The following is an 11,737-nucleotide window of genomic DNA, read 5'->3' on the forward strand; positions in this document are numbered from 1 at the left end:
GGGCCGGAGCAGCGCGACCTCGGCCGCCACGCCGTCATCAACCGGGACAAGCCCTCGATCAGGATGCATCGACCCTGTTGAAGTGCCGCAGGACAAGAAAGCCAACGAGAGAGACATCGCCATGAAAAAGCATCTGCACCGCGCATTTCCCGTATTTCCCATCTTCGCCGTGATGGCCTGCCTGGCCACGATGACCGCGGCATCGGCCGAGCCTGGTGTGGCGAAAGAGCCCGCCCTGGCCGTCACGCCCGACAACTTCGTGCGCGCCGAAACCGATCGCTATTTCGGCAACATCGCGTCGTACGCGTTCGGCAAGCTCATGCACTACCGCGACTTCGTGCCGCTCGACAAGGTGGCCGTCGTGCGGGTGAATCGCGACACGCTCTACTCGGTGGGGGTATTCGACCTCGACGCCGGGCCGGTGACGGTGACGCTGCCCGACGCCGGCAAGCGCTACATCTCGCTGGTGGCCTACAACGAAGACCACTACGCGTCGCCCGCGATCTACAAGCCGGGCACCTACACCTTCACCCGCGAGCAGCTGGGCACCCGTTACGCGATGCTCGGGATTCGCATCCTGTTCGATCCGGCCGACGCGGCCGACCGCAGGCAGGTCCATGCGCTGCAGGATGCCATCGGCACGCGCCAGGAAGGCAACGGCCGCTTCGAGGTGCCGGCCTGGGACCCGGCAAGCCTGAAACACATGCGCGAAGCCCTGTTCGAACTGGGCAAGACAGTGCCCGATTCGCGAGGCATGTTCGGCAGCCGTGATCAGGTGGCACCGGTGCGGCGCCTGATCGGCTCCGCCATCGCATGGGGCGGCAACAACGAGAAGGACGCGCTCTATCTCAATGTGACGCCCAGCCGCAACGATGGAGCCACCGTCTATCGCATGCGGGTGAAGGACGTGCCGGTGGATGGCTTCTGGTCGGTGAGCGTGTACGACGAGCACGGCTTCTTCAAGCCCAACCCCTACGAGGCCTACGCCCTCAACAACATCACGGCCAGGCGGAGTGCCGACGGCTCGATCGACATCCAGTTCGGCGGTTGCGACGGCAAGCTCCCCAATTGCCTGCCGACCATGCCGGGCTGGAACTACATGGTGCGGCTGTACCGCGCGCGAACCGAGATCCTGAGCGGTGACTGGATCTTCCCCCAGGCGCAGGCCGTGCCTCGCTGAAGCCCCTTCGATCTTTCGAATCAAGACCATGCCGACTCTCCACAGGATCGCAGCGTTCGTCGTGTCGCTCATCGGCGGCCTGCTGCTGCCCGCCATCGCGTGCGCGCAGTCCACGGCGCTTTCCACCGACGAGGCCCGCGCCATCGCGAAAGAGGCCTACATCTATGGCTATCCGATGGTGGACCATTACCGCATCCAGCACTCGTACTTCGTCGAGCGCGCCGGTCCCGAATACAAGGGGCCTTGGAACCAGGTCCACAACACCGCGCGGGTGTACACGCCGGACGACCGCGCGATCCAGTCGCCCAACTCCGACACGCCGTATTCGTTCATCGGTGCGGACCTGCGCGCCGAGCCGCTGGTGATTAGCGTGCCGCAGGTCGAGCCGGGCCGCTACTACTCGCTGCAGTTCGTCGATGCCTACACCCACAACTTCGCCTACGTGGGCAGTCGCACCACCGGCAACGCTGCCGGCCGCTTCCTGCTGGCGAGGCCCGGGTGGTCGGGCGAGAAGCCCGAGGGCGTTGCCTCGGTGATTCGCTCCGAGACCGATTTCGCCTTCATCATGATTCGCACCCAGCTCTTCGGTCCGCAGGACATCGACGCCGTGAAGAAGGTGCAGGCGGGCTATCGCGTGCAGACGCTGTCGTCCTACATGGGGCGACCTGCGGCGTCGGCGGCCGCCGTCGACTTTCCGCGCCCGCTGTCCGTCGCCGAACAGCGCAGCTCGCTGGAGTTCTTCAATCTGCTGAACTTCGTGCTGCAGTTCTGCCCCCCGCATCCCAGCGAGCAGGCGCTGATGCAGCGGCTGTCCCGGCTCGGCGTGGGGGCGCGGCGGCACATCGATGTCCAGGCGCTGTCGCCCGCAATGAAGACCGCCATCGAAGCCGGCATGGCCGACGCCTGGCAGGCACTTGCCGTCCTCGACAAGCAGTTGGCCTCCGGCGAGATCACCAGCCGCGACCTGTTCGGCTCGCGCGAGCGCCTGCGCAACAACTACCTCTACCGCATGCGCGGTGCGGTCGGCGGCATCTATGGCATGGACCAGGAAGAGGCCCTCTACCCGGTCTACTACGTCGATGCCACCGGCGGCAAGCTCGACGGCGCGGGCCAGCGCTACACGATGCGATTCGCGCCCGGCCAACTGCCGCCTGTGAACGCCTTCTGGTCCCTGACGATGTACGAGCTGCCATCGCGCACGCTGGTCGGCAATCCGATCGGTCGCTACCTGATCAACTCGCCGATGCTGCCCGGGCTGAAGCGCGACGCCGATGGCGCAATCACGATCTACCTTCAGCACGACTCGCCGGGCAAGGACAAGGAGGCGAACTGGCTGCCTGCGCCGGAGGGGCCATTCTTCGCGGCGCTGCGCCTGTACTGGCCCAAGCCCGAAGCATTGAACGGCGAATGGAAAAGGCCGGCGCTGCAGCCGGTGGCAACAGCCCTGCGCACCAAAAGCGATTGATAGAGAGATGAAGCACGTCCACGCAAAGACGATCGGGCTGGCCCTCGCGCTGGCTTTCAATTCGATCCATGCCGCACCGGCCGATGCGGCACCCGCCGGACCCGCCAAGGCTGCCAGCGAGGCCACGGCGGCGCGCAACGCCGCGGTGCTCAAGCAACTGCCTTTCGACGACCGCGCCGACTTCGAAGCGGCTGGCCGCGGTCTGGTCGCGCCCTTCGAGGGGCAGATCAAGAACGACGCGGGGCAGGTCGTGTGGGACTCGCACAGCTACGACTTCCTGCTTCAGGACCAGGCGCCAGCCACCGTGAACCCGAGCCTGTGGCGCCATGCGCAACTCAATTCGCGCGCCGGCCTCTTCAAGGTGACCGACCGGGTCTACCAGTTGCGCGGCATGGATCTCGCCAACATGACGGTGATCGAAGGCGACCACGGACTGATCATCATCGACCCGCTGCTGAGTTCCGAGACGGCCCGCGCCGCGCTGGCCTTGTACCGCCAGCATCGCCCAGCCAAGCCAGTGGTCGCGGTGATCTACTCGCACAGCCACGTCGATCACTTCGGCGGCGTGCGAGGCGTGATTGACGAAGCGGACGTGAAGGCGGGCAAGGTGAAGATCTTCGCGCCCGCTGGCTTCATGGAGGAGGCGATCAGCGAAAACCTGCTGGCCGGCAATGCGATGTTCCGGCGCGGCATGTACCAGGCCGGCTCCGCGTTGCCGCGCGGAGAGCGCGCACAGGTCGACACGGGCTTGGGCAAGGGCACGCCGCGCAGCGCGACGATCACGCTGATTCCGCCGACCCACCTGATCACGAAGGAATTCGAATCGCACGTCATCGACGGCGTGCCCATCGAGTTCCAGCTCACGCCCGACACCGAGGCGCCCTCGGAAATGCACATGTACCTGCCGAAGCAGCATGCACTGTGCATGGCCGAGAACGCGACGCGCATGATGCACAACCTGCTCACGCCGCGTGGCGCTTTGGTGCGCGATGCCAAGGGTTGGTCGAAATACCTCGACGACAGCCTGGTGCGCTATGGCGACAGGGCCGAGGTGATGTTCACGCAGCACAGCTGGCCCACCTGGGGCGGCGAGAACATCCGCACCTTGCTGGCCGACCAGCGCGACATGTACGCCTTCATGAACGACCGCACACTGCATCTGCTGAACCAGGGGCTGACGCCGAACGAGATCGCCGAGGCCATCAAGAAGCTGCCGGGCGACCTCGACAAGAAGTGGTACGCGCGCGGCTACTATGGCGTGCTGAGCTTCAACGTGCGTGCGGTCTACCAGCGCTACATGGGCTTCTATGACGGCAACCCCGCCAACCTCGACCCGCTGCCGCCGGTGGAGTCCGGCAAGCACTATGTCGCTGCGATGGGCGGTGCGAGCGCGGTGCTCGCGCAGATGCGCGAGGCCATGGGCCGCGGCGACTACCGCTGGGCGGTGCAGATCGGCAACCACCTCGTCTTCGCCGAGCCCGACAACAAGGAGGCGCGCGATGCGCAGGCCGATGCGCTCGAGCAGCTCGGCTACCAGAGCGAATCGGCGGTCTGGCGCAACATCTACCTGTCCGGCGCGGCCGACCTGCGCAACGGCGTCCCCGAGCTGGCGAGCCGCGCCACGCAAGATCTCGTCAAGGCGGCGACGCCGGCGATGTTCTTCGACTTCCTGGCCGTCCGGGTCGATTCCGACAAAGCGCAGGGCCACGACATGACGCTGAACTGGAGCTTCGACGACGTGCGCCAGTCCTTTGCGCTGACCTTGCGCAACGGCGTGCTCACGCATCGCGAAGGCACGAAGCATGCGAAGGCCGACGCCACGGTGCGCATGAACAAGGCCGTGCTCGACCGCATCAGCTTGCGACAGCTCGACTTCGCCACGGCGCTCAAGCAGGGCGACATCCGCGTCGAGGGCAATGCGGGCAAGCTCACCGAACTGCTCGGCATGCTGGACGCGTTCAAGCCCAGCTTCAACATCGTCACCCCATGAGTTGACATGACACGTCCAAACGCCTCGGGAAGCGACGTCGTCCGCATCGAGGTGCCGGCGCAGCCGCGCAAGCGGCCGCGCCAGACGCGGTCCATCGTACTGGTGGAGGCGCTCAAGGAGACCGGTCGCGAGATCCTCGATCGCGAGGGCCGCGATGCGCTGACCGTGCAGAACCTCTCCGAGCGCTCGGGTGTCGCGGTCAGCTCGATCTACGAGTACTACCCGACGATGGAGTCGCTGATCGCCGCGATCTTCAACGACTACCGCAGCGAGGCGCGGCGCGAGGTGGTCGAACACATTGCAGCGCTACCGCCCTCGGCGGGGCTGTTCGAGGGCATCCTCTCGCTGCTGCGCTTCGGCATGGCGGCCCTGGAGCGGTGGGCGCAGGTCGATCCGGAGTTCAATCTCAAGGCCACCTACTACGAAGAGCTGGTGCGGCTGGAACTCGTCAAGTCGGAACACTTCTGGTCGGCCGTCGCGATGCCGGCGCTGATGGAGAAGTTCACCGACGAAGTGCTGGTGCGCGACCGCGAGAAGGCGGCCTTCCTCGCCCACCATGTGCTGCTGGCCCTCCCGCGCGCGATCGTGCTCGGCCGGCCGCGATATCTCGGCGACGAGGACACGCCGCTGCTCATCGCGCGCATGCTCTACGCGCTCATGACCACGCCTGGCGAAGCGCCGGATCCGAAGCCGGAGTGAAGGGTTTTCGGGTTTCGTGAATTCGGTGAATTCTCCTTGCGCGACAAGGACTTGCGTAGCGACGGATGGCGCCGGAATCCGGATTGGGAAATGCCTTCGCGCTTCCTACACTGACCCGATTTCAACGCCGAACCCATGAGCCGACGATGTCAATTTCACAAGCCTCCCTCGAAGACAAGACCCGAACGCTGCTGAACGAGCCGGCAGCCTTGGCGAACTACTCGCTCCATGCCTGGGGGCAGATGCCGCGCGCCGAGATCGACGCGCTGCAACTCGCGGCCCTGAAGCAGCGCTTCGCCGAATTGCGCGACCGCATCCCGATGCTGAAGAAGTTGGCCGATGCCGAAGGTGTCGATGTCGTCGAACAGCTCGACGACATCGTGCCGCTGATGTTCGAGCACACGGTCTACAAGTCCTACCCGCCCTCGTTGCTGGAGAAGCGCAACTTCGCTCAGATCAACAAATGGCTCGGCAAGCTCGTCACGCCCGAGATCGCGGAAAAGCTCGCTGCCGCTGACGTTCAAGGCTGCGAAGGCCTGGACGACTGGTTCCCGCGCATGGACCAGGCCGTGCCCGAGCTGCGCATGAGCCACACCTCCGGCACCTCCGGCACGGTCTCGTTCCTGCCGCAGAGCGTGATCGAATGGCGCAAGGCCTGCCAGGTGCGCAAGATGTTCATCTGGGGCATGGAGGGCCCCGACACGCCCGATCCCGATCTGCACACGGCCTATCCCTACTACCGCGCCGGCTTCCTCAGCCATGTGCGCGCGAACGATTTCCTGATCGAGGCGCTGCTGCCCGGCGAGGCCAACTTCCATGCCGCCTACCCGTCGACGCTCTCCAGCGACGTCCTGCACCTCGGCGCGAAGATCCGCGCAGCCCACGCCAAGGGCACGCTGGACCGGCTCGAGATCACTCCGGCCATGAAAGCGAAGAAGCTGGCCTTCGACAAGCTGCAGGCCGAAATGCCGCAGCATCTCGCGGCCTTCTTCGAGCGCATGACCCACGAACTGCGCGGCAAGCAGGTGTACATCGGCGCCACCTGGAATCTGCTGCATGCCATGGCCAAGGCCGGCCTGGAGCGAGGCTTGGAGGGCGTGTTCGCCGCGGACTCGTACATCACGACCACCGGCGGCGCCAAAGGCATGCCCCAACCCGAGGGATGGCGCGAGGACATCCTGCGCTTCACGGGTGCCCGCGTGCTCAACGAGACCTATGCCATGTCGGAGCTGGTTTCGGGCTCGCACGTCCGCTGCGAACACGGCCACTACCACTTCGCGCACACGGTCATCCCCTTCCTGCTCGACCCCGAGACCAGCAAGCCGCTGCCGCGCACCGGCCGGCAGACGGGCCGTGCCGCCTTCTTCGACTTGGGCGCCGACACGCGCTGGGGCGGCTTCATCACGGGCGACGAAATCGCTGTCGAGTGGGACAAGCCTTGCGCATGCGGCCGCTCGAGCGCCTACGTCGTCGGCCCGATCCAGCGCTACAGCGACAAGAACGGCGGGGACGACAAGATCACCTGCGCCGCGACCGAAGCCTCGCACCGCGAAGCGATGGACTTCCTCACCACTCTCGAAGGCTGATTCCAATGAGCACCATCGACAAACCCATCGCCCCGATGATCATTCGCGGGCAGATCATCACCGATCACCTCGTTGAAGTGGGTGGTCGCGGCGGCGATCTAGCTTTCCTCACGCCCGACTGGAACCGCTACCTCGACAAGCTGCCGCTGGGCAATCCGACGAAGCTGGCCGACCTGTACAAGCTCAGCTTCGACGACATCCTCGACTACGCGGTCGAGCTCGGGCAAAGGCTCAACCTCGCGGACAACCGTCATCTGCAGGAAGCCTGCGAGCTCTCCTACCTCACGGCACCGACCACGCCCACGCTCGTGAAGACGAGCTACATGGGGCTGAACCGCGTGCTCGAACGCGACAACATCATCGAGGCGGTCGAGGCCAGCGTCGGCATTAAGTACCTCGAAGGCTGGGTGCCGCAGAAGCTGCTCGACGGCACGGAGCTGGAGGTGCGTTGCTTCGGCGCGCGCGCGCTGCACATCGTGGCCGGCAATGCGCCGGCGCTGTCGTTGTGGACCATCCTGCGCAACATGGTGCTGCGCAGCGACGCGATCATCAAGGCGCCCTCCAACGACCCGTTCACGGCGCTGGCGATCGCCCGCACGATGATCGAGATGGCGCCGGACCATCCGCTCACGAAGCACGTGAGCGTGGCCTACTGGAAGGGCGGCGACACGGCCTTCGAGGAGCGGCTGTACCAGCCGCAGAACATCGAGAAGATCGTCGCCTGGGGCGGCTTCGCCTCGCTGAAGCACGTCACGCGCTACATCCAGCCCGGGCTGGAATTGATCTCGCTGGACCCCAAGCGCAGCGCTAGCATCATCGGCCGCGAGACCTTCGAAAGCGACGGCTCGATGCGCGAGGTCGCGGTGCGTCTGGCCACGGATATCGGCGTGCTGAACCAGAAGGGCTGCGTCTGCGCGCGCGTGGTGTATGCGCAGAGCGGCACTGATGAAGACGGTGTGGCGAAGCTCAGTGCCTTCGGACGCATGGTGCATGAGGCGCTCCTGAAGCTGCCCAACTCCGTCAGCACCGCGGCCAAGCGCTATGACCCGGGCCTCAAGGCGGAAGTCGACGCGCTGCGCCTCGATGACGAGTGGTACGAAGTGATCGGCGGACGGGACGGGGAGGGCGCCGTGATCGTGTCGAAGATTTGCGAGGCGGTGTCTTTCTCGGCGATGCTCGACGACCGCACCGCCAATCTCGTGCCGGTCGATTCGCTCGACGAAGTGATGAACGCTGTCGATGCCTATACGCAGACGGTGGGCATCTATCCCGAATCGCTCAAGGACGAGTTGAAGGACCTGCTGCCGCTGCACGGCGCGCAGCGCATCGTCTCGCTCGGCTATGCGGGCGCGATGAAGATGGCCGCGCCGCAGGATGCCATCGAGCCGATGCGCCGAATGGGCAAATGGATTTCCAACCAGATCGCCTCTCCCGACAAGACGCCGGCAGCGTGGCTGAGGCCCCCACTGCCGGCCGATCACTGATCCATTTCTGCAAGGACTTTTGAGATGACCACTTTCACCGCCTATTGCGCCTGCGAAGCGCGCGCCCAGCTGGTGCCGAAGCTGTTCGAGCGGCGCGCGCTGCGAGCCGACGATGTCGCGATCGAGATCGCCTACTGCGGCGTCTGCCACTCCGATCTGCACCAGGTGCACAACGACTGGAAGAACACCGTCTACCCGTGCGTGCCGGGCCATGAAATCGTGGGCCACGTCACCGCGGTCGGGCCGGAGGTCACGCGGCACAAGGCGGGCGATCGCGTCGCGGTCGGCTGCTTCGTCGACAGTTGCGGCCAATGCGAACCCTGCCTGCAAGGGCAGGAGCAGCACTGTGCGGGCGGCGTGACCGCCACCTACAACGGCAAGGATCGCGTGTCCGGCGAGAACACCCTGGGCGGCTACGCCGACAAGATCGTGGTGCGCGAGAAATTCGTGCTGCGCGTGCCCGATGCGCTCGACTTCAAGCACGCATCGCCGCTGCTGTGCGCCGGCATCACCGTGTGGACGCCGATGCGCGAGCACGGCGTGGGCAGGGGAACGAAGGTAGCGATCGTGGGGCTGGGCGGCCTGGGCCACATGGGCGTGAAGCTCGCCGTCGCGCTGGGCGCCGAGGTCACGGTCATCACCACTTCGCCCGCCAAGGCCGATGACGCCCGCGCGCTCGGTGCGCACAAGGTGCTGTTGTCCACCGACCCGAAGTCGATGATGGCTTCGCTCAATGCCTTCGATTTCATCCTCGACACGATTCCGAAGCGCCACGACGTCAACCCCTACCTGATGCTGCTGGGCCGCAATGGCGTGCTGGCCGTGGTCGGCGCGATCGACCTGCTCGAACCGGTGCACGGCGGCCTGCTGATCCGCAACAACCGCAGGCTTGCAGGTTCGCTGATCGGTGGGCTGCCCGCGACGCAGGAACTGCTCGACTTCTGCGCCGAGCATCAGTTGCTGCCTCAGTGCGAGCTGATCGACATCCGGAACATCAACGAGGCCTACACGCGCCTGCAGGCCAACGACGTGAAGTACCGCTTCGTGATCGACATGGCTTCGATGAAGAACGCGCAGGTGATGTAGCGGCCGACCACGGCTCCCTGATGCCTGAAGCGAGCGGGCGGCCGTGCTGCGGCGCAGCTTGACCGCCTCTCCGGTCGGCGTATCCTCTGGCGCCCCAACTCTGCAGATTCGGAGGCGCTATGAACCTGCGCTTTCTGGCGACGATTGCCATTGCTCCATTGGTCATCAGCGGTTGTGCGGGCACGGGCTCGCCGGGGAGGCAAAGTGCGGCGGCCGATGCGGTCGTGATGCCGCTTCAGGCGACGTCCATCAATGCCGGCCAGGTGGGGCGCGCGACCCTGCTCCCGGTGGCCGGAAAGACGAACATCCAGCTGTACTTCACCGGTGTTCCGAACAACACCACCTTGCCGCTGCATGTCTACACATACATCTACGAGGCTGCTGCCTGTAGCGCGCTGCCGGCCAAGCCCACGTATGCCCTGAACGAGAGGGTGCTCGTCTCCAGTTTCTGGGTAGGCGGTGCCCCCGAGAGCCTCGCTCACATGTCGCCGGTGCAAATGAACGAGCTCTTGAGCGGTCGATACTCGATCGCGCTGCGCTCTGCGCCGGAGGACGGCGGTCAGGTGATCTTTTGCGGCGAACTGCCTCGCGCTTAGCCTCGCGTTTCGAGGCGACGAGTTGATCTGAAAGCCCAGAGCTACGACGTGCCGGCATCGAGCCGGGAAAGGGCGACCGGACCTGCCTCGGCACTTCCAGGCCTTGTCGCGTGCCAACCAGGGCTCCGCGCATCCACGATCGTCGAGGCGCGCGCCGCTACTGCTGTTGCGCCGCGCGCTGCGCGGGTGCGGGCGACCGTTCCAGACTGTCGAGCAGATCGCGGTAGCCGGGCGCCTCTCGCAGCAGCCGGCCGGCAAGTGCGCGAAGCTTGTCGACCTCTTGCTCGGACAGCACGAAGCTCGTCGGAAGCTCCATGAAGTAGCGGCGCTCCTCGGGGTCCCTGATCGAATCAAAGCTCACGTCGATCGCGTCGAAGCGAAGGTCCGGCACTTCGGCTTCGGCCTGCGCCTTGGACATGCCGGCCAGCCGCTTCTCGGCGACCTCGAAACGCCGCTCGTCAGCCCAGCGCTGCGCGATGTCCTTCAGCAGTTCGACCGACTCGTAGGAAAAGTGATCGATCGGAACGCTCGACGATTGCAGTAGCTGGGACATGACGCCGGGTGCCCGGGGACTGCGATCCCAGTTGGTGGCCGGCGCCGATCGCGAGTTGACTACCACCACGACGATGCGCCGGATGCTCCTGAAATTGATCTCCTTCTGGAAGGCCTGACTGGCCTCGACCTCTTCGAGCGCCTCGATCACGCCGCGCAGGCCCAGATTGTCCGCGACGCCGCCATCGACGATGTGAAGATAGGGCCGGTTCGCGCTGTCCTCGAAGGCCAGCATGTCCCGGTAGCGCAGCAGTGCCCGACCCGAGGGGCGAGCCTGGGCATCCGGGTTGGTGACATCCTTGACCCACGCGGGCATCTCGGCACCGCAGTGACCGCCGTAGTTTCGGTAGGTCACCGGCGAAAGCACCACAGGCACGGCCGACGAGGTGGCGGCCGCTCGTGCCAGCCGCACCTTGCCGAGGTCCGAGCACAGCAGGTCGAAGTGGTCCTGTGAGAACTGGAAGCGCGCGCCGGTCGAGAGGTCGGTCCCGGTCACGGCTGCGGCCGGCGTCGGCTTGTCGAGCAGGTCGTCGAAGGTGGCGCCGCCGAAGAGAATCTCGTCGTAGTAGTCCGCTGCCAGCTCCGACCTGCCGTAGTCGGGGCTGGCCAGCTTGAACCAGTTGACCGGGTTCAGCGCGCGGGAGGTGAGAACACCCTGCACATCGCGCTTGAGAAAGCGCGACTCGTACTCGGAAAAGAGCTTCTCGCCGTACAGGGCATAGGCCAGCGCAGTGAAGCTGCCACCGGAAACGCCCGCCATCAGGTCCACCTCCGAAAGCAGATTGCGCGGTGTGCCATTGACCGTCACGTTCGTCCGCCGCAGTTCCTCCAGCACGCCGTAGGAGAACGCGGCAGCGCGCGTTCCGCCCCCCGAGAAGGTCAGGATGAAGAGTGTCTGGCTGTCATTGGTCGTGGCCTTCTTGCGCTTGAGCAAATTGCCCACGCGGTAGCCGCCGTCCTTGTCCACGTGATCGATCGGCGGATTGATCGGCGCCATGGAGTTGCAGCCGGCCAGCAGCACAGCGGCACAAGCGGCCGTCCACCTGTCCCAACGGTGCCAGGACGATGCCGGAAACAGGTTCATCTGCGTTCCCCCTGG

General features: G+C 65.6%; 9 protein-coding genes. 8 read left to right on the forward strand and 1 reads right to left on the reverse strand.

What is annotated here, in order from left to right:
* Positions 1 to 121: 121 nt before the first annotated feature.
* The 8 genes from AC1DN9_RS20005 (at position 122) to AC1DN9_RS20040 (ending at position 10,086) form a co-directional block, all read left to right on the forward strand.
* Positions 122 to 1,180 carry a DUF1214 domain-containing protein gene (locus AC1DN9_RS20005; RefSeq protein WP_478103161.1) on the forward strand — a complete coding sequence of 353 codons (1,059 nt, stop codon included), beginning with the start codon at positions 122 to 124 and terminating at the stop codon, positions 1,178 to 1,180.
* A gap of 28 nt (positions 1,181 to 1,208) precedes the next feature.
* Positions 1,209 to 2,645 carry a DUF1254 domain-containing protein gene (locus AC1DN9_RS20010; protein ID WP_478103163.1) on the forward strand — a complete coding sequence of 479 codons (1,437 nt, stop codon included), beginning with the start codon at positions 1,209 to 1,211 and terminating at the stop codon, positions 2,643 to 2,645.
* A 7-nt stretch (positions 2,646 to 2,652) separates the two neighbouring features.
* Entirely contained in the window at positions 2,653 to 4,635 is a 1,983-nt protein-coding gene (locus AC1DN9_RS20015) for an alkyl/aryl-sulfatase (protein WP_478103164.1), read from the forward strand.
* A 6-nt stretch (positions 4,636 to 4,641) separates the two neighbouring features.
* Positions 4,642 to 5,334 (forward strand): TetR/AcrR family transcriptional regulator, encoded by a 693-nt coding sequence (locus tag AC1DN9_RS20020; RefSeq protein ID WP_478103166.1) that lies wholly within the window; start codon positions 4,642 to 4,644, stop codon positions 5,332 to 5,334.
* Between the two features lie 146 nt (positions 5,335 to 5,480).
* On the forward strand, positions 5,481 to 6,920 hold the full coding sequence (locus tag AC1DN9_RS20025) for a phenylacetate--CoA ligase family protein (protein WP_478103167.1): 1,440 nt from the start codon (positions 5,481 to 5,483) through the stop codon (positions 6,918 to 6,920).
* A gap of 5 nt (positions 6,921 to 6,925) precedes the next feature.
* Positions 6,926 to 8,404: an acyl-CoA reductase gene (locus AC1DN9_RS20030; RefSeq protein WP_478103169.1), complete on the forward strand. Its 1,479-nt coding sequence runs from the start codon at positions 6,926 to 6,928 to the stop codon at positions 8,402 to 8,404.
* A gap of 24 nt (positions 8,405 to 8,428) precedes the next feature.
* On the forward strand, positions 8,429 to 9,490 hold the full coding sequence (locus AC1DN9_RS20035; protein WP_478103170.1) for an NAD(P)-dependent alcohol dehydrogenase: 1,062 nt from the start codon (positions 8,429 to 8,431) through the stop codon (positions 9,488 to 9,490).
* Between the two features lie 119 nt (positions 9,491 to 9,609).
* On the forward strand, positions 9,610 to 10,086 hold the full coding sequence (locus AC1DN9_RS20040) for a hypothetical protein (RefSeq protein WP_478103171.1): 477 nt from the start codon (positions 9,610 to 9,612) through the stop codon (positions 10,084 to 10,086).
* A 157-nt stretch (positions 10,087 to 10,243) separates the two neighbouring features.
* Here the strand turns inward: AC1DN9_RS20040 and AC1DN9_RS20045 are convergent, their stop codons facing one another.
* Positions 10,244 to 11,722 carry a patatin-like phospholipase family protein gene (locus tag AC1DN9_RS20045; RefSeq protein ID WP_478103173.1) on the reverse strand — a complete coding sequence of 493 codons (1,479 nt, stop codon included), beginning with the start codon at positions 11,720 to 11,722 and terminating at the stop codon, positions 10,244 to 10,246.
* Positions 11,723 to 11,737: the final 15 nt, after the last annotated feature.

The sequence above is a fragment of the Variovorax sp. 05L425 genome (genome assembly GCF_056397705.1).